This window comes from Pseudomonas sp. GM74 (assembly GCF_000282455.1).
GTDB lineage: Bacteria > Pseudomonadota > Gammaproteobacteria > Pseudomonadales > Pseudomonadaceae > Aquipseudomonas.
Genome location: NZ_AKJG01000108.1, coordinates 82059 through 99648, shown reverse-complemented (window position 1 = coordinate 99648; position 17590 = coordinate 82059). Strand labels below are relative to the sequence as shown.

At 61.7% G+C, this 17590-nt stretch carries 17 protein-coding genes and 1 pseudogene; 7 read left to right on the top strand and 11 right to left on the bottom strand.

Annotated features, from left to right (window positions below):
- Positions 1–57: 57 nt before the first annotated feature.
- The 4 genes from PMI34_RS06890 to PMI34_RS06905 form a co-directional block, all read right to left on the bottom strand.
- Positions 58–936: a DMT family transporter gene (locus PMI34_RS06890; RefSeq protein WP_008052441.1), complete on the bottom strand. Its 879-nt coding sequence runs from the start codon at positions 934–936 to the stop codon at positions 58–60.
- Between the two features lie 123 nt (positions 937–1059).
- Positions 1060–1875 (bottom strand): sugar phosphate isomerase/epimerase family protein, encoded by an 816-nt coding sequence (locus tag PMI34_RS06895; RefSeq protein ID WP_008052440.1) that lies wholly within the window; start codon positions 1873–1875, stop codon positions 1060–1062.
- Positions 1876–1877: 2 nt separating this feature from the next.
- Positions 1878–2933, bottom strand: a complete 1056-nt coding sequence (locus tag PMI34_RS06900; RefSeq protein ID WP_008052439.1) for a Gfo/Idh/MocA family protein — start codon at positions 2931–2933, stop codon at positions 1878–1880.
- A 240-nt stretch (positions 2934–3173) separates the two neighbouring features.
- Positions 3174–3950 carry an IclR family transcriptional regulator gene (locus PMI34_RS06905; RefSeq protein WP_008052438.1) on the bottom strand — a complete coding sequence of 259 codons (777 nt, stop codon included), beginning with the start codon at positions 3948–3950 and terminating at the stop codon, positions 3174–3176.
- Positions 3951–4125: 175 nt separating this feature from the next.
- Here PMI34_RS06905 and PMI34_RS06910 point away from each other — a divergent pair, with 175 nt between their 5' ends.
- The 4 genes and pseudogenes from PMI34_RS06910 to PMI34_RS06920 all read left to right on the top strand — a co-directional run bounded on the left by PMI34_RS06910 (position 4126) and on the right by PMI34_RS06920 (position 8467).
- The gene (locus PMI34_RS06910) at positions 4126–5874 is read left to right on the top strand and encodes an FAD-dependent oxidoreductase (protein ID WP_008052437.1); all 1749 of its coding nucleotides are present in this window, start codon (positions 4126–4128) and stop codon (positions 5872–5874) included.
- Positions 5858–6390 (top strand): annotated as a pseudogene (locus PMI34_RS0127440) (aldo/keto reductase). The gene PMI34_RS06910 and the pseudogene PMI34_RS0127440 overlap by 17 nt, the downstream one beginning before the upstream one ends.
- A gap of 226 nt (positions 6391–6616) precedes the next feature.
- Positions 6617–7507: a KPN_02809 family neutral zinc metallopeptidase gene (ypfJ, locus tag PMI34_RS06915; RefSeq protein WP_008052434.1), complete on the top strand. Its 891-nt coding sequence runs from the start codon at positions 6617–6619 to the stop codon at positions 7505–7507.
- Positions 7508–8467, top strand: coding sequence for an alpha/beta hydrolase (locus PMI34_RS06920; protein ID WP_008052433.1), 960 nt, complete (start codon positions 7508–7510; stop codon positions 8465–8467).
- 141 nt (positions 8468–8608) lie between these two features.
- On the opposite strand, the gene PMI34_RS06925 is transcribed toward PMI34_RS06920, so the two are convergent.
- From PMI34_RS06925 to PMI34_RS06935, 3 genes are all read right to left on the bottom strand, one after another.
- The gene (locus tag PMI34_RS06925) at positions 8609–9202 is read right to left on the bottom strand and encodes an HAD family hydrolase (protein WP_008052432.1); all 594 of its coding nucleotides are present in this window, start codon (positions 9200–9202) and stop codon (positions 8609–8611) included.
- Positions 9199–10068, bottom strand: coding sequence for an acyl-CoA thioesterase II (gene tesB / locus PMI34_RS06930; protein ID WP_008052431.1), 870 nt, complete (start codon positions 10066–10068; stop codon positions 9199–9201). The genes PMI34_RS06925 and tesB overlap by 4 nt, the downstream gene beginning before the upstream one ends.
- 104 nt (positions 10069–10172) lie before the next feature.
- Positions 10173–10742 carry a GNAT family N-acetyltransferase gene (locus tag PMI34_RS06935; protein ID WP_008052430.1) on the bottom strand — a complete coding sequence of 190 codons (570 nt, stop codon included), beginning with the start codon at positions 10740–10742 and terminating at the stop codon, positions 10173–10175.
- Positions 10743–10820: 78 nt separating this feature from the next.
- Between PMI34_RS06935 and PMI34_RS06940 the strand changes: the two genes are divergently transcribed.
- Entirely contained in the window at positions 10821–11741 is a 921-nt protein-coding gene (locus PMI34_RS06940; protein WP_032829802.1) for a histone deacetylase family protein, read from the top strand.
- Positions 11742–12021: 280 nt separating this feature from the next.
- A complete protein-coding gene (locus tag PMI34_RS06945) occupies positions 12022–13263 on the top strand; it encodes a TIGR03862 family flavoprotein (protein ID WP_008052428.1) in 1242 nt (413 codons plus the stop codon).
- A gap of 116 nt (positions 13264–13379) precedes the next feature.
- Here the strand turns inward: PMI34_RS06945 and PMI34_RS06950 are convergent, their stop codons facing one another.
- Together PMI34_RS06950 and yedA are read right to left on the bottom strand one after the other, a co-directional pair.
- Entirely contained in the window at positions 13380–14720 is a 1341-nt protein-coding gene (locus PMI34_RS06950) for a DEAD/DEAH box helicase (protein ID WP_008052427.1), read from the bottom strand.
- A 65-nt stretch (positions 14721–14785) separates the two neighbouring features.
- A complete protein-coding gene (gene yedA / locus PMI34_RS06955; RefSeq protein WP_008052426.1) occupies positions 14786–15718 on the bottom strand; it encodes a drug/metabolite exporter YedA in 933 nt (310 codons plus the stop codon).
- A 165-nt stretch (positions 15719–15883) separates the two neighbouring features.
- Between yedA and PMI34_RS06960 the strand changes: the two genes are divergently transcribed.
- Positions 15884–16336, top strand: coding sequence for an Lrp/AsnC family transcriptional regulator (locus PMI34_RS06960; protein ID WP_007990688.1), 453 nt, complete (start codon positions 15884–15886; stop codon positions 16334–16336).
- A gap of 126 nt (positions 16337–16462) precedes the next feature.
- On the opposite strand, the gene PMI34_RS06965 is transcribed toward PMI34_RS06960, so the two are convergent.
- Both PMI34_RS06965 and PMI34_RS06970 read right to left on the bottom strand, forming a co-directional pair.
- On the bottom strand, positions 16463–17074 hold the full coding sequence (locus PMI34_RS06965; RefSeq protein WP_008052425.1) for a 3'-5' exonuclease: 612 nt from the start codon (positions 17072–17074) through the stop codon (positions 16463–16465).
- Positions 17075–17096: 22 nt separating this feature from the next.
- The gene (locus tag PMI34_RS06970; RefSeq protein WP_007990686.1) at positions 17097–17576 is read right to left on the bottom strand and encodes a LabA-like NYN domain-containing protein; all 480 of its coding nucleotides are present in this window, start codon (positions 17574–17576) and stop codon (positions 17097–17099) included.
- Positions 17577–17590: the final 14 nt, after the last annotated feature.

Below are 17590 nucleotides of genomic sequence, written 5' to 3'. Positions count from 1 at the left end.
GCTGCTACAGATCGCATTACCGCGCAAGTGACTGGCATTAGGCCTGACGCCTCTCTTTCAGCGACGGCTTTGCTGCCAGGCCGCTGCCAACCCGCTGCAGCAGATCACGGCGATGCCGAGCACGGTGGTCAGTGTCGGCGTATGGGAAAACAGCAGCCAGCCCAAGAGGCCGGCGAAGATGATCTGGCAATAGCTGAACGGTGCCAGCAGTGCCGGTGCCGCGAGGCGGAAAGCCTGGGTCAGGAACAGATGTGCCGTCATCCCGCAGGCCCCCAGCGCCAGCATCATCGCGCCATGCACCAGGTTCGGCGTCTGCCAGAAGAACGGCACCAGCGCACTCATCACCAGCGTGTTGCACAAGCCTGCGAAAAAGTTGCTGGTAGTCGGGCTGTCGATCTCGCTGAGCTTGCGCGTCAGCAGTTGATAGAAGCAGAAAAACAGCGCCGAGCAGAACGGCAGCAACACCGCCGGGGTAAACAGATCACCCCCGGGGTGAACGATGATCAGCACCCCGCTGAAACCGAAAATCACCGCCAGCCATTGCCCCCGAGTCACCCGCTCGCCAAGTAACGGCACCGACAACGCGGTGACCAGCACCGGAGCGAGGAAGTTGACCGACGTGGCCTCGGCCAACGGGATGTACATCAGCCCCGTGGTGAAAAACAGACTGGTGCCCAGCAGGCACAGCGCCCGGATCACCTGCAGTAATGGCCGTTTGGTACGCAGCACCCGCAGCCCGGACTGCGGCAGGAAAATCCCGGCCATCAGCAAGGTGTGCACCACGTAGCGCGCCCAGACCACCATGACAATGGGATAGAAACCGGAGAGGTATTTGGAAAAGGCGTCGTGGCTGGAAAACAGGAAGGTTGCGACAACGATCAGCAGGATCCCTTTGAAGGGCTGATTGACGCCGGAAAGCGGGGTGCTGACGGTCATTGGGTTTCCTTACTTGAAGTCAAAAGCATCACGGGCAAACCACGCTTGCACCCGGCCGGCATAGAACCTGTGGAAGCGTGGCTTGGCCTGGGCGGCATTCCGACGATAGGGGCGCAGCACCGATCAGAGCCACGCCAACAATTCCCGGGTTTTATCCAGCGCCATCTGCGCCCGGTCTAATCCACTCACGCCCTGCTCCAGCAACTGTACGGTGGGAATCTCCAGGCTCAACGCAATGTCAGCCGGCAAACCGCGCAACAACCCCGGCAGGTCACAATCGCCATCGCCGGGAAAACGCCGTTCGTTACGCGCCTGACGCAAGATCTCCGCCATGTCGGCCGGCCGAGGTCCTGCGACGTCACACAACTGTGCATACCGTAACCGTGAGGGGACAACTTTGGCCAGTTCTTCCAGCCGCGATCCAGAGCGGTCGAAGTGGAAGGCGTCCACCAATACGCCGCCGTTTTCACGCCCGGCGTTTTCCACGATACGCGTGGCTTGTTGAAGATTGCGCGCATCGGTCCAGGGCATGAACTCCAGATGCGGGTGCAGCCCATAGGCTGCCGCCAGATCACAGAGCTCGGCAAAATGCTGCGTCAGCCGCTGCTCGTCAGGATCGTTACCGGCCACCAGCAACTCACTGGCGCCGAACTCGGCACCCACCGCGAGGATTTTTTCGAAATCGGCGACGACGGTTTCCGGCTTGAGCCGCAGGATTTCGACGTCCAGCACCCGAATACCGGTATCGCGCAGACGCGCCAGGGTCTGGCGCCGCAATTCGTGGTCGGCCACCAGGGCAAAATGGTGCTCCTCCGGGGTCGCCGGTACCAGACGCAAGCCGACATGACTGTAACCGGCCCGCGCGGCGACCTCGACCATGTCGGGCGGTGACAACTCCAGCACGGTCAGGCTGGCCAGGGAGAAGATGCGCTCGCTCATGCTCAACCCTCGATCAACGATGGCGCGCAGGCACGCCCGGTTTCGGCTGCCTCACGGATGGCTTCGATCAGCGCCAACGTACGCGCGGCATCGGCGGCACTCACCAGCGGCTCGACCTCCCGGCGCGCAACGCGCACGAAGTGCTGTAGCTGCAGACGCAGGGCTTCATCGGCACTGAAGCTTTCCTGGGTTGCCGGCAACGGTTGATGCCAGCCGCCATCGACTTCGTTGTAGTGCCAGCGTTTAAGCTGCGGAATGCTCAGCGCCCCACCCGTTCCGGCCAACAAGTAGCACGGTTGATCAGGATGATGCGGATACACCGGGTTCTCCCCCGAATCCAGCTCCCAACTCCAGGGCGCGGCCACCGCATCGGAGCCGGTCAGGCTGCCCAGTGCACCGTTGTCGAATTGCAGCAACACCGCCGCACAATCCTCATTGGCAAACCCGCGAATGGCATTGCTGGTGATGGCTTGAACCTGACGCACTTCACCGCACAAGTGTCGCAGCAGATCGAGGTCGTGGATCAGGTTGGTCAACAACATCCCCGCACCGGCCTCGCGGCGCCAGGGTGTTTCAAAATAGCTGTCTGGCTTGCGCAACTGCCAGAGCGCCGTGACCGTGGTCAACCGACCCAATGCACCGCTGTGGACAAGTTCGTGGGCGCGAACAATCAGCGGATTGTGCCGGCGGTGATGTCCGACCAGTACCGGAACGTCACTGGCCTTTGAGGCAGCCACCAGTTCCCTGGCTTCATCCAGGTGCACGCCCACCGGTTTTTCCAGCAATACCGGTACGCCGGCCGCGAGGCAATCGAGGGCCGTGCTGACGTGCTGCGTGTTCGGGTTGGCGACGATGACAGCGTCCGGCTTCGCCTGCTCCAGCATCTGACGATGATCGGCGAAACAGGCTACGCCCCATTGCGCCGCAAGACTGGCCGCCTGCGGTCCGGGATCGGCCACGGCGCATAACGTCGCTTCAGTCAGGGATTGCAGGTGCTGGTAGTGCTGCTGGCCCATGTTGCCAGCACCGATCAGGGCGATGCGAAGTGGCGAATTCAAGATACGGTCCTCTTGTGAGTGTTATTGGAGTAATGAACTCAAATAATTTAGAACCTGGTTCCAGATTCTCACACAGACCTATCCTGAAAGTGTTCGAACAGCGCACAGCTTCTCAAGCTGAACACTGTTCAAAATGTGGGAGTGGGCTTGCTCGCGAATGCAGTGTGTCAGCGCCATCCAGATCGCATGACACACCGCATTCGCGAGCAAGCCCGCTCCCACAGTCGATTTGCACAGGCCTTAGTTGAACAACTCCGACGCCAGGCTCGCTGCACTCAACTCCTCGGTGTACGCCAGCAACAACGGCGCCAGCTCATGCAGCCGCGCCCCCGGCATCCGTGCGCTCGGCCCGGCGATGCTGAGCACGCCGATCACCCGCCCATCGGCGGGATGGCGCACCACGGCCGCAATCGCCGAAGTGCCGACCGCCGAGCTCTCCTCGACCCAGGCGTAGCCCTGCTCCCGCGCCAGACGCAGGCGTTCGAGCAATTCGATGTTCGAACGCGGCGCGTTCGGCCCCACATGTTCCGGCACCTGCGCGCTCTGCCGCTCCACCAGCGACAAGGCTTCGGCATCGCTCATGCACGCCAGCCACGCATGCCCCGAGGCGGTGTAGAACAACGGCGCATCGCGGCCCATGTCCGGGTCGTAACGCAGACCGGAACGCGCGCCCTGAGATTTGGCGATCCAGGTTTGACGCTCGCCGTCGATCACCCCCAGGCGCACCAGTTCGCCGGCTTCCTGGGCCAGGCGGTCAAGCACCGGCTGCACGATGTCGGCACCACTGCTCGACAGGTAACGGAAGCCCATCGCCACCAGTTTGGTCGAGAGGTGATAACGCAAATTATCCGGATTCTGCCGCACGTAACCGAGGCGGATCAGTTCGGCCAACAGGCGATGAGTCGCGCTCTTGGGGATATCCAGCTGCTCCGCCAGGGTCTGCATCGGCAGGCCACGGGGATCGCTGGTGAGGCTTTCGAGCACACTGAAAACACGTTCGATCTGACTGCCGGCCATGGTCGCTTCCACACAAAATTTGCTCGATTCTAGAAGACAACCGCACGAATGCGAAATCTGGAACTGAGCGTTCGATAACCGCCCGCTTTGCATCCTCCAGACTTGTTCAGCCTCAGCAGACTCTTATATTTTCTGGAACCAGATTCCAAAACAATAAAACACCGGAGTTCAAATAATGCCTGCCCAAGCGCACTTTCTTCCCGACATCGACTGCGATGTGCTGATCGTTGGCTCCGGTGCGGCGGGACTGTCGGCGGCCGTGACCGCCGCGTGGCACGGGCTGAAAGTCATTGTGGTGGAAAAGGACCCGGTGTTCGGCGGTGCCACGGCCTGGTCCGGTGGCTGGGCCTGGGTGCCCTGCAACCCGCTGGCTCGGCGCGCGGGCATCGTCGAAGACGTTGAACTGCCGCGCACCTACCTGAAACACGAACTGGGCGAGCATTTTGATCCGGCGATGATCGACGCTTTCCTGGAAGCCGGCCCGCGGATGGTGTCATTCTTCGAGCAGCACACCTCGCTGCAGTTCGCCGACGGCAACACCATTGCCGACATTCATGGCGACACGCCCGGGGCCGGCACCGGTGGACGCTCGGTGATCGCCGCCCCTTACGACGCACGAAAAGCCGGCACACTGCTCAAGCGTCTGCGCAAAACCATGCGGGAAACTTCGTTCATGGGCATGCCAATCATGGCGGGGGCGGACCTCACGGCATTCCTCAACCTGACTCGTTCGCTGTCCGCGGCCTGGCACGTTACACGGCGTTTCAGCCGGCACCTGTTCGACCTCGCCATGCATGGCCGGGCGATGCAACTGGTCAACGGTGTGGCCTTGGTGGCGCGCCTGGCAAAATCCGCCGATGACCTCGGCGTGTTGCTCTGGGAATCAGCGCCCGTGACCCGATTGCTGCGCGAGAATGATCAGGTACGAGGTGCAGTGGTCATCACCGCCAAGGGCTCGGTGCGCATCCATGCACGCAAGGCCGTGGTGCTCGCAGCAGGTGGTTTCGCTAATGACATCGAACGTCGCAAGGCACTATTCCCCCGCACACCGACCGGGCACGAGCATTTGGCCCTGCCGCCCCTCGGCGTTTGCGGTGACGGCCTGCGCCTGGGCGAAAGTGCCGGTGCCCGGGTCAATAGCGACATGGCGTCCGCCGTTGCCTGGGCGCCGGTCTCGCAAGTGCCGCACAGCGACGGCACCACGGGACACTTTCCACACATCATCGAACGGGGCAAACCCGGCATCATCGGTGTGCTGAGCAACGGCCAGCGTTTCGTCAATGAAGCCAACGGCTACTACGACTACGTCACGGCCATGGTCGCCGCTGCCCCACCGGGTGAAGAAGTGGCGTCATGGCTGATCTGCACCCATGGCTTTCAACGTCGTTATGGCCTGGGCATCTCTCGGCCATTTCCGGTGCCGCTGTCATCCTTCATCCGCAGCGGCTATCTGAAAACCGGCAACACCCTTGAGGAATTGGCTGCAGCCTGCGGCATCGACCCGGTTGGCTTGCGCAGCACCGTGTCGGAATACAACCGCCACGCGCGCAACGGCGAGGACCCGCAGTTCGGCCGAGGTTCCACGCCCTACAACCGCAAGCAGGGTGACGCACTGCAACGACCCAACCCATGCGTCGCGCCGATCGAACAAGGCCCCTTCTATGCCGTAAAAGTGCAGCCTGGCTGCTTCGGCACCTTCGCCGGGCTCAAGGTCAACCCACATGCCCAGGTCCTGGATGGCGCGGCGCACCCCATCGCCGGCCTGTATGCGGCGGGCGGCGACATGGCCAGCATCATGGGCGGCCACTACCCCGCTGGCGGCATCAATCTCGGCCCGGCGCTGACTTTCGGCTACATCGCCGCGCGCCATATCGCAGGCGTCACTGCCTATGAAAAGGAGATCGACCATGCAGCACATCGTTAATACACAGGGCTTGAACATGCCGAAACTCGGCCTCGGCACCTGGCCAATGCTCGGTGAGGAATGCACCCGTGCCGTGGAGCAGGCTCTGGCCCTGGGTTACCGGCACATCGACACGGCAGCGGCCTACAACAACGAAGACGCTGTCGGTCAGGCGCTGGCGAACAGTCCGACACCCCGCGAGCAGATCCATGTCACGACCAAAGTCTGGTGGGACCAACTGCAACCCGATTCCATGCGCCACTGGCGCGCAACAAGGTATCCGACATCCCGGCCATCCAGCAGATCGCCGCGAAACACGGCGTACTGCCGACCCAGGTCGCGCTCAAATGGCTGCTCGATCAACCCAACGTGGCCGCGATCCCCAAGGCCAGCAGCGAGTCCAATCAATTGGCCAATCTCGCGGCGCTGGAGGTGCGACTGGATGATGAGGACCGTGCGTTGATCGCCAGCCTGCCTAAACGCGAACGCCAGGTCAGCCCTGACTTTGCGCCGGTGTGGGATGCATTCGACGAGTAATCCGCAAGACCGGCGATCGCCCTCACGATAAAAAACCATCGCCCGACGGAATTCGATGGGGTATCCGTGTTCAATACAAGCCTGAAATGTTCTCGGCAGCCCCTCGCGGGGTGCAGGGAATCAGCCTGTGCGCGAGAAAAAGACGGACGACCGGACTGGCGCCGCTCCCACTTGGCAGCAACACTCATCGCACGGAGCTTTACCCGGAATAGAAGAGGATTCCCACATGCTATGGAAAAAAGGCCGACGCAGCGACAACGTGGTCGACGCCCGTGGCGATGATGTTGGCGGCGGTGGCGGCATGCGTTTTGGCGGTGGCAAGGGACTGAGCCTGACGGCGATCCTCCTGATTGTCGGCATCGGCTGGATCACCGGCCAGGATCCGCTGCAGATCCTCGGACAACTGGCCGGGCAAATGGACCAGCAATCGGCGCCCGCCACCAACCAGAGTCGCAAGGCACCGCCGGTCAATGATGAAAGCGCGGAGTTCGTGCGTTCAATCCTTGGCGATACCGAAGACACCTGGGGCGCGATATTCCAGCAGGTCGGCCGCCAATATAAGGACCCGACCCTGGTGCTGTTCAGCAACCGGGTGAATTCGGCCTGCGGCCTGGCCACCTCGGCGACCGGCCCCTTCTATTGCCCGGCCGACCAGAAGGTCTACCTGGACATGGCGTTCTTCCAGGAGATGTCCCAACGCTTTTCCGCCGCGGGCGACTTCGCCCAGGCCTACGTGATCGCTCACGAAGTCGGACACCATGTGCAGACCCTGCTTGGGGTGTCCGCGAAAATTCAGGCAGCACGCCAACAAGGCCGGCAGATGGAAGGCGACGGCGGTTTGCTGGTTCGTCAGGAACTTCAGGCCGATTGCCTGGCCGGTGTCTGGGCCAACAATGCGCAGAAGCGCCTGAACTGGCTGGAACCAGGCGACATCGAAGAAGCACTGAACGCAGCGAACGCCATCGGTGACGATCGTTTGCAGCAACAGGGTCAGGGCCGCGTGGTCCCGGACTCGTTCACTCACGGTACGTCGGCGCAACGGGTGCGCTGGTTCAAAACCGGTTTCGCCCAAGGCCAGGTAAGCCAGTGCGATACCTTTGCGACGAAAAATCTGTAAATGAAGAAGTGGTTGTTGGTTGTTCTGTTTACTTGCGCAACGTCCCAGGCCGCCGAGCATGGGGTCAAGGAACTCAGCTCAGGGCGCCTGCTGTTGAAATCAGGTGAAATCGCGGTGGGCATCAGCCCCGCCCCGGCAAAAATCGAACGGGTGCTGATCATCCTCCACGGTCGCTTGCGCAACGCGCAAACCTATCTGCAGAGCGGTGAGCACGCGACCGAACTGGCCGGGCAAAGCGCAACGACCCTGGTGATCGCCCCGCAATTCCTCAATGAAACCGACATTGCGGTCCATCCGGTGGCCGACACCGTTCTGCGCTGGCAAGGTAATGAATGGATGGCCGGCGGCGAATCCACGGCACCGTTTCGGCTGAGTTCCTACGCGGCGCTCGACGAAATCATCGCCCGCTTGAGTGACCGTCAGCAGTTTCCGGATGTGAAGCAAATCGTCATCGCGGGGCACTCTGGCGGCGCACAGGTGGTTCAGCGCTATGCATTGCTCGGTCACGCGCAATCCGACCTCGATGCGGCCGGCGTGCAGGTGCGCTACGTGATCGCCAATCCGTCCTCCTACGCTTATTTCGATGAGCGCAGGCCCGTGGCGTTCAGCCACGCCGGTTGCCCGAACTTCAATCGCTGGAAGTACGGGCTGGCGGATTTACCGGCCTACGCCGAAGGGCAAAGCGCCGCGCAGTTGCAGGAAAGTTACCTCAAGCGTGAAGTCGTTTATCTGCTGGGGCAGCAGGACACCGACCCGAATCATCCGGCGCTGGACAAGAGTTGTGAGGCCAGGGCGCAAGGGCCATCTCGATTGGCCCGTGGGCGTTACTACTTCGATTATCTGAAGCGGCTGCAACCGCAAGGGTTGAAGCAGCAATTGATTGAAGTGCCCGGGGTTGGGCATAACGGGGACGGGATGTTTACCTCGCCGGAGGGGCAGAAGGCGCTGTTTGGGCAGTAGGTGTTGCACTGCCTGATCTGACGCCTTCGCGGGCAAGCCCGCTCCCACAGTGATCTTCAGTGAACACTAACATTGTGTACTGCCGAGAACCCTGTGGGAGCGGGCTTGCCCGCGAAGGCGTCAGATCAACCAACCACTTCCTCAAGCCGACAGCATCTGCCGCAACTCGACACAATCCGCCGCATGCCAATCGGTCAGTTCCGGCCATGGATTATCCGGCAGATTCACCAGCACCGTGCGTGCACCCGCCGCTCGCCCGCAATCGAGATCGAACCGGTAGTCACCCACCATCACCATCTCGCTCGCCGGCACCTTCCACGCTTCGGCCAGTTTCAGCAGCCCGCCCGGATGCGGCTTGGGCGGTGCATCATCGCGGCCCAACACATCCTCCAGCGCAAAGCAGTCGGCCAGGCCAATGGCCTCCAGCGTGACATGCGCCAGCTCCCGGGCATTGCGCGTGAGAATGCCCAGGCGATAACCGCGCCCGGCCAGCTCGCGCACCAGCTCCACCGCTCCCGGTGCCGGTTGCGAACCGAGGGCCAGGTCCCGTTCATGCTCCAGCAACCACGCGTGCTTGGCAGCGGCTTCATCGGCCGGCAGTGCGGCGAGATGGGTCAGGATGTCGTGTTCGGCAGGAATCGCCAATGCCACGCGAATTGCTGCGAAGTCGTGCACAGCCACCGTCAGGGTGCCGTCCATGTCGAACACCCAGTGACGCACGTCGGCCAGGCTCACGCCCAATCCTTGCGGTGACGGATCAAGCCTTCCTGAGTGACCGAGGCCACCAGTTGCCCCGCGCGGTTGAACACGCTGCCACGGGAGAATCCGCGCGAGTTGCCGGCCCACGGACTGTCCATTGCGTAGAGCAACCAGTCATCGGCACGCAGATCCTGGTGGAACCACAGCGCGTGATCGAGGCTGGCGACTTGCATGTCCTTGTGCCAGACCGATTTGCCATGGGGCTGCATCGAGGTGACCAGCAGGCCGAAGTCCGATGCATAGGCCAGCAGGTATTTATGCAGCGCCGGCGAATCGGCCAAGGCGCCATCGGCGCGGAACCAGACGTACTTGACCGGATCGGAGGGCAACGGGTTGTAGGGATCTTTCTCGGTCACCGGGCGAAATTCGATCGGCTTGGGGCACAGCAGTTTTTCGCGCATTTTCTCGGGGATCAGGTGCGCGCGCTGCTGGGTGATTTCCAGCTCCGATGGCAGGTTTTCCGGGCCGACCACTTGCGGCATCTCGCTCTGGTGCTGGAAACCGTCCTCGTCGTACTGGAACGACGCACTGCAGGTGAAGATCGGGTGGCCCTTCTGGATCGCCGTCACCCGGCGCGTGCTGAAACTGCCACCGTCACGCACCCGGTCAACCTGATACACCACCGGTAATCCGGCATCGCCCGGACGCAGGAAATAGCCGTGCATCGAATGCACATGGCGCGCCTCTTCAACCGTCTGACTGGCCGCCGACAGCGACTGGCCGAGCACCTGACCACCGAACAGCTGACGAAAGCCCAGGTCCTGGCTGCGGCCACGGAACAGGTTTTCTTCGATCGGTTCCAGGGTCAGCAGGTCGACCAGATCATCCAACACTTGGCTCATTCAGATGCTCCTCACGCAAAACATTGCCGCGCAGCCTTGGCTGCAACGCTCGATTCAGTTTCGGGACTCTACCCATGAGGGCCATTGTAAACGTCCGTGCCGGGTTATCCATGCAAGGTTTGCAGCCATTGTTCGCGGCTGATGCGATACAGCACATGCCGACGCAACGGATGATCGGCTTCCAGTCGCGGGTGATCGAAGTCATCCGCCGGATAATGATGCATGCCGATGGCCTGCATGACTTTCTCTGACGGCAGATTGGTTTGCGTCGTGAAAGCCACGACCTCTTTCAGCGGCAAGCGGTCGAACCCGCAGCGCAGAGCGGTCCACGCCGCTTCACTGGCGTAACCCAAGCCCCAGTGCTCACGGGCCAGGCGCCAGCCGATTTCCGTGGCGGGGGTGAAAGGCGCGTCGAATCCGACCACGTTGAGCCCGGTAAACCCGATGAACTGGCCGGAATCTTTTCGCTGCAAGGCCCAGAGACCATAACCATGCTCGGCGAAATGACCACGGATTCGCCCGATCAATGATGCGCTTTCCAACCGGCTCAAGGTTGCCGGAAAATAGCGCATCACCTGCGGATCGGCACACATCGCGGCAAACTCCGGCAAATCTTCATCGCGCCACTGGCGCAACAGCAGCCGAGCGCTTTCAAGCTCCAGTATTGGCTCCATTGCTCCCCGCCCTCCGTTTGCATGCCGCAAGTCTACAACGCTGGTAGGATCCTTCTCTCATTCCTGAATGAAATCATCATGCCGCTCCCGCTGATTTATCACGAAGACTACAGCCCCGAGTTTCCGGCGGACCACCGCTTCCCCATGGACAAGTTCCGCCTGTTGCGCGATCACCTGGTGGACAGCGGCCTGACCCGCGACACGGACCTGTTGCGCCCGGATCTGTGTCCGGCAGAGATTCTCGCCCTCGCCCATGACCCTTCGTATATCGAGCGCTACATGAGTGGCGAATTATCCCGCGAAGACCAGCGCCGCCTTGGCCTGCCCTGGAACGAAGCCCTGGCCCGGCGTACGGTTCGAGCGGTCGGTGGCTCGTTGCTGGCGGCCGAGCAGGCGCTGGAGCATGGTCTGGCCTGTCACCTGGCGGGTGGCACCCACCATGCGCACTACGACTACCCGGCCGGCTTCTGCATCTTCAATGACCTGGCGGTGATCAGCCATTACCTGCTGGAAAGTGGTCGGGTGAATCGGGTGCTGATCTTCGATTGCGATGTGCATCAGGGCGACGGGACCGCACGAATACTGCACAACACACCGGAGGCGGTGACCGTTTCCCTACACTGCGAAAAGAATTTTCCTGCGCGCAAGGCCGAAAGTGATTGGGACATTCCGCTGCCCAACGGCATGGGCGATGCCGATTACCTGAAGGTGGTGGACGATGCACTCAACTACCTGCTGCCGCTCTACCAACCGGACCTGGTGCTGTATGACGCCGGGGTCGATGTGCATAAGGACGACGCCCTGGGCTATCTGAAGCTGACAGACGAAGGCGTCGCCGCCCGCGATGAAAGCGTGATGCGCCATTGCCTGGGCCGTGACATTCCGCTGGTCGGGGTGATCGGCGGCGGCTACAGCAAGGACCGCCAGGCCCTGGCCCGCCGTCACGGCATTCTCCATCACAGTGCGCAGCGCGTCTGGCAGTCATCAGGTTGTCACTGAGCTGTGGATGCTTTACCCACAATGCCTGTGGAACTGCCTGTGGATAACCTGAGTGAAAGGGCCTGCAGCCCACACGGCGTATAGGCTACAGAACGGTGGTTATTTTTTAACCAGCACTGGCAAACACCACCAAACCCTGTGGGAGCGGGCTTGCCCGCGAAGGCGGTGTATCAGATTCATGGATTTCGACTGACACTCCGCTTTCGCGAGCAAGCCCGCTCCCACAGGGATTTGGGCTGCTAGAATGCGCGGCTTATCCAGCCAGGCCGCAGCTCTCATCATGACCCAGCCCTCAACCGCCTCCCCTTCCCGCGTCGCCATCATCGGCGGCGGCCCCGCCGGTCTGATGGCGGCCGAAGTGATGAGCCAGGCCGGGATCAAGGTCGATCTGTACGACGGCATGCCCTCGGTCGGACGAAAATTCCTCCTGGCCGGCGTCGGCGGCATGAACATCACGCACTCCGAAGCCTACCCGGCGTTTCTCTCGCGCTACGCCGAACGCGCCCCGCAGATCGCCCCGCTGCTACGTGGCTTCGGCGCCGAAGCGTTGTGCCAGTGGATTCACGACCTGGGCATCGACACCTTCGTCGGCAGCTCCGGCCGGGTATTCCCCACCGACATGAAAGCCGCACCGCTGCTGCGCGCCTGGCTCAAGCGCCTGCGCGACAGCGGCGTAGTTATCCACACCCGCCACCACTGGCGCGGTTGGGACGAGCGTGGTGGATTGCGCATCGACAGCCCGGAAGGAGAAAAAACCGTGCAGGCCGATGCCACCCTGCTCGCCCTCGGTGGCGGCAGTTGGTCGCGCCTGGGCTCGGACGGCGCATGGATGCTGGCACTGGAGCAACACGGCGTAGGACTGGCGCCGTTGCAACCAAGTAATTGCGGCTTCGAGGTGCAGGCCTGGAGCGAATTGATGGTCAGCAAATTCGCCGGCGCGCCGCTGAAAAACATCGCTATCGGCCTTAACGACGACGTGCCACGGCTCGGCGAATGCGTGATTACCGCCACCGGGATCGAAGGCAGTTTGATCTACGCCCTGTCGGCGCCTATTCGCGAAGCGATCAACCGGCATGGTTCGGCAACGATTCATATGGACCTGTTGCCGGGCCGGCCTGTGGATAAAGTTCTGGCGGCGTTGAGCAAACCACGAGGTTCACGCTCGATGGCCAAGCATCTGCACAGTCAGTTGGGCATCGATGGGGTAAAAGCGGCGCTTTTGCGTGAACTGACCAGCGCCGAGTGCTTTGCCGATATGGCCTTGCTGGCCAAGGCGATCAAGGCATTGCCACTGTCACTGGTGAAAACCCGTCCACTGGACGAGGCCATCAGCAGCGCTGGCGGGGTGTTGTTCGAGGCGATGGATGAGTGCTTGATGCTCAAGCAACTGCCTGGCGTGTTTTGCGCCGGGGAAATGCTCGATTGGGAAGCGCCGACGGGCGGTTATCTGCTGACCGCGTGTTTCGCCAGTGGGCGAGCGGCGGGGTTGGGGATGATGGAGTGGTTGCGACGCAAGCACTGAAGACCGAGGCGCGCCCTTCGCGAGCAAGCCCGCTCCCACAGGGGATTTGTGCACGACACAGATCCAGTATGGGAGCGGGCTTGCTTGCGAAGGCGGCCTGACAGACGCCGCGATTATTATGGTTTGCGCTTACGCGGCCCGGTATTGAACACCGGCACCTTGCGCACAGGCTTGATCGAAGGCTCCGCCGGCGCAACCTCTCCGCTATCAACCCACCGACCCAGATTGCGTTTACCACCGCCACCACCGGAAGCCTTAGGCTTCTTCGGTTTTTTCGGCTTCTTGACGACCTGGCCACTGGCATCGGTGTCCGGCACGCGGTGCTCGGGTTCGAAGTCCGGCTCGTTCTGCCGCTTCAAGGTCTGGCGGGTCAGCATCTCGATGGCCGACAGCAGATTCACTTCATCGGCGCACACCAGGGAAATCGCCTCGCCGGTCGAACCCGCGCGGCCGGTACGACCGATACGGTGGATGTAGTCTTCAGCGACGATCGGCAAATCGAAGTTGACCACCATCGGCAGGTCTTCGATATCCAGGCCCCGAGCCGCCACGTCGGTAGCGACCAGGATCTGCACTTCACTGGCCTTGAATCGATCCAGCGCGCGCTGACGAGTCGCCTGGGGTTTGTCGCCGTGGATGCCATCGGCATTGATGCCCAGGCCCTGGAGTTTTTCCACCAGCGCATCCACGCCGTTGCGGGTCTTTGCGAACACCAGCACCTGCTTCCACTTGCCCTTGCGCATCAGGTGCACGAACAGCTCCGGCTTGCGCTTCTTGTCCACCGTCACGATCCATTGCTTGACCGTATTGGCCGCGACGTTGCGCGGGCTGACTTCGATGGTCAACGGGTCGTTGAGCATCTGCCCGGCCAGCAGGCGGATGTCGTCGGAGAAGGTCGCGGAGAACAACAGCGTCTGACGTTTCTTCGGCAGCGCGCGGTAAATGTTCGCCAGTTCCTCGGAAAAGCCCAGGTCGAGCATGCGGTCGGCTTCGTCCAGCACCAGGGTCTGCAACTGGTTGAACTTCAGCGCGTTCTGGCGGAACAGGTCGAGCAAGCGGCCCGGGGTCGCCACCAACAGGTCGACACCGCTGCGCAGCTTCATCATCTGCGGGTTGATGCTGACGCCGCCGTATACCGCGTAGGTGCGCAGCGGCAGGTTTTCGGCGTACTGGCGCACGGCTTCGTGAACCTGCTCGGCCAGTTCGCGGGTCGGCACCAGGATCAGCGCGCGGACCGAGTTGGCGGTGACTTTCGGTCCTTCCATGGCCAGCAGTTGCAACAGCGGCAGGGCGAAACCGGCGGTCTTGCCGGTGCCGGTCTGGGCGGCGGCCATCAGGTCGCGACCGGCCAGCACCGCCGGAATGGCTTGCGCCTGAACCGGCGTCGGAGTCTGGTAGCCGAGCGTCTCGAGGGAGCGCAGCAAGGGTTCGATCAGGCCAAGGGTGGCGAAAGTCATGGGAGTACCGTAGGAAAATTCAGCGCGGTTGTGCAAAACGAGTGTGCAATGCCGCGCAGTTTACCCTAATTCACACGGGATTCTGCCGGTACTGCCGTCGCCACCACTGGCCGCTCTGGCGTGCGACGCCATTGTGGCAAGCCGATCAACACCACGGCACTGATGATCACCGCCATCGCCAGGGCCTCTTCGATACCGATGGTTTCACCGACAAACACGATCCCCAGCAGCACCGCCACCGCAGGGTTGACGTAGGCATAGCTTGTGGCAGCGGCTGGACGCACGTGCTTGAGCAGGTACATGTAGGCGTTGAAAGCGATGATCGAACCGAACACGGTCAGGTACGCCAGCGCGGCCCAGCCTTCGATCGGCGGTACCTTTTCCAGGTGCTCACCGCTGACTGCGCTGGCGATCAGCAACACGACGCCGCCCACCAGCATCTCCACGGCACTGGCCATTGCGCCTTGAGGCAACGGCAGGTGTTTGCTCCAAACAGAGCCAAAGGCCCAGGTTGCCGCTGCAAAAATCAGCAAGGCCGCACCCAGCGGGCTCGATTGCAGGTTGGAACCCAGGTTGAGCATGGCGATGCCGATCAACCCGAGTACGATCCCGGCCCATTCGAGACGGGTATTACGCGCGCCCCAGAAATATCCGCAGAGCAGGGTAAACAGCGGCACCGTCGCCACTGCCAGTGCCGCGACGCCGGAAGCAACGCCGGTGTGTTCGGCCACGCTCACCGCGCCGTTGCCGCACGCCAGCAGCAAAATCCCGATGATCCCTGCAGCTTTCCACTGCGCCCAGGTCGGTGCCGGCGCCCCGCGCCAGCGCAGGAAGGCGTACATCAAGGTCCCGGCGATGACGAAACGGATGCCGGCGAGCAACAACGGCGGCCAGTACTCCACGCCGATGCGGATCACCAGATAGGTCGAACCCCAAATCACATACAAGGCGAAGAAGGCAGCGATCAAGGGTAAGGGAAAGCGACGAAGGCCGGACATGGGGGCAGCTCACAGGCAAGGACAAGTGAACGGCTATTCTAGAAAGGCCAGCGTCGGAAAATAAGTTACAAAACCTGTTTAAAGCGCCGGTACACTTTTCAAAACACGGAGTTCAGCGCTATAAACCGTGTTTTCGAAAGTCGGCCATTTTCAGGAGTTACCCCGATGGATAAGTACGACCGCATGCTGCTCAGCGCCCTGCTGGAAAACGGTCGCGCGTCCTACGCGGACCTGGCGCGCAAGGTCAACCTGTCCGCCCCGGCCGTGGCCGAACGCGTGGCCAAGCTCGAAGCCAGCGGCGTGATCACCGGATACCAGGCGAAGGTCGACATGGCCAAGCTCGGCCTGCCGATCCAGTGCGTGATCGAACTGCGCCTGAACCAGCACGGCAACCAGAAAGCCTACGACGACCTGATCAAAATCCCGCAATTGACCGAATGCCATCGGGTGACCGGCGACCCGTGCGTGATCATGCAAGCAGCGGTGGGCTCGATGCCGGAGCTGGAAGAACTGATCAACCGGATCGCCACGTTCGGGTTCAGCAAGACGTCGATTGTGTTGTCGAGTGCGATAGAAAAGCGGGTGCCGTTGGGGCATATCGAAGGGAATGGCAAATAACTCCCCCTGTAGGAGCTGTCGAGTGCAACGAGGCTGCGATCTTTTGACTTTGATTTTTCAAGATCAAGATCAAAAGATCGCAGCCTCGTTGCACTCGGCAGCTCCTACAGGGGACTCGCGGTGCATTCAAAAGCCGCGATAGCGCTTGAGATGTTCACCCACTTTCGCCGCTGGCACCTTCTGCAACTTGCACAACAAGTCATGGGACAGCTCGCGCAGGCCATGCTTCTGGAGCAACTCTTCCTCCAGGTGCGCCGTCAGGTTGGCCGCCATCTCGGCATCGGCCATGGCCCGGTGGGCCTTGCCGGTGTGGGGCAGGTTGGCGAAGGTGGTGAGGGTGCCGAGTTTGTGGTTCGGCGCGGCGGGCATCAGGCGGCGGGCCAGCAGCAGCGAACAGGCGAAGTTCTGAAGGCGTGTGCGTTTGATCCGGCCCAGTTCAAAGTCCCAGAACTTCTGGTCGAACGCGGCGTTGTGCGCCAGCAATGGCGTGGTACCGACGAATTCATTGACTTCGTTCATCACCTGCTCCGCCGACGGCGCGGTGCGCAGCATGGCGTTGCTGATGCCGGTGAGTTGTTCGATGAAGGCCGGGACGCGCACGCCGGCGTTCATCAGACTTTGGTAACGCTCGACGATGCGCCCCTGCTCAAGGATCACCACAGCGATTTCCGTGGCCCGGCAGCTGCTGCTCGGGGAGATCCCGGTTGTTTCAAAGTCGATGACTGCTATGCGTTCCAAACCTGGTTCAACTCCGTAAAAATCAATTCTTGAGCAACAACGCGCCTTCGATCGGCACATAGCGGCTGGCGGCGCGGATCAGCGAGTTGGCGGTCAGACCCGGCACGCCGTAGGCCACCGCTTGCACCCCGTGTTTGCTGATGATGCGCTCCAGCAGCATGTCGAAATCACCGTCGCCGGAGGCCAGGACGATTTCATCGACATGGTCGGCGGCATCCATGATGTCGAGGGTAATGCCCACGTCCCAGTCGCCCTTGGCCGAACCATCGCTGCGCTGGATGTACGGCTTGAGCTTCACGGTGAAACCGAGGTTGCGCAGGATCTGCTGGAACTGCTGCTGTTTGCTGTCGCCACGGTCGATGGCGTAAGCATAGGCTTCGACGATCTCGCCCTGTTTGCTGATGTCAGCCCACAGTGCGGCGTAGTTGAAGTGGCAACCATAGGCCTGACGCACGGTGTAGTAGAGGTTCTGGACATCGGCGAACACTGCGATTTTTTTCACCGGCTTTCCTCAAG

What these genes read in the sequence shown, in the direction of transcription:
- PMI34_RS06890 (WP_008052441.1), bottom strand. Translation starts at nt 936, where the DNA reads ATGACCGTCAGCACCCCGCTTTCCGGCGTCAATCAGCCCTTCAAAGGG.
- PMI34_RS06895 (WP_008052440.1), bottom strand. Translation starts at nt 1,875, where the DNA reads ATGAGCGAGCGCATCTTCTCCCTGGCCAGCCTGACCGTGCTGGAGTTG.
- PMI34_RS06905 (WP_008052438.1), bottom strand. Translation starts at nt 3,950, where the DNA reads ATGGCCGGCAGTCAGATCGAACGTGTTTTCAGTGTGCTCGAAAGCCTC.
- PMI34_RS06910 (WP_008052437.1), top strand. Translation starts at nt 4,126, where the DNA reads ATGCCTGCCCAAGCGCACTTTCTTCCCGACATCGACTGCGATGTGCTG.
- ypfJ (WP_008052434.1), top strand. Translation starts at nt 6,617, where the DNA reads ATGCTATGGAAAAAAGGCCGACGCAGCGACAACGTGGTCGACGCCCGT.
- PMI34_RS06920 (WP_008052433.1), top strand. Translation starts at nt 7,508, where the DNA reads ATGAAGAAGTGGTTGTTGGTTGTTCTGTTTACTTGCGCAACGTCCCAG.
- tesB (WP_008052431.1), bottom strand. Translation starts at nt 10,068, where the DNA reads ATGAGCCAAGTGTTGGATGATCTGGTCGACCTGCTGACCCTGGAACCG.
- PMI34_RS06935 (WP_008052430.1), bottom strand. Translation starts at nt 10,742, where the DNA reads ATGGAGCCAATACTGGAGCTTGAAAGCGCTCGGCTGCTGTTGCGCCAG.
- PMI34_RS06940 (WP_032829802.1), top strand. Translation starts at nt 10,821, where the DNA reads ATGCCGCTCCCGCTGATTTATCACGAAGACTACAGCCCCGAGTTTCCG.
- PMI34_RS06945 (WP_008052428.1), top strand. Translation starts at nt 12,022, where the DNA reads ATGACCCAGCCCTCAACCGCCTCCCCTTCCCGCGTCGCCATCATCGGC.
- PMI34_RS06950 (WP_008052427.1), bottom strand. Translation starts at nt 14,720, where the DNA reads ATGACTTTCGCCACCCTTGGCCTGATCGAACCCTTGCTGCGCTCCCTC.
- yedA (WP_008052426.1), bottom strand. Translation starts at nt 15,718, where the DNA reads ATGTCCGGCCTTCGTCGCTTTCCCTTACCCTTGATCGCTGCCTTCTTC.
- PMI34_RS06960 (WP_007990688.1), top strand. Translation starts at nt 15,884, where the DNA reads ATGGATAAGTACGACCGCATGCTGCTCAGCGCCCTGCTGGAAAACGGT.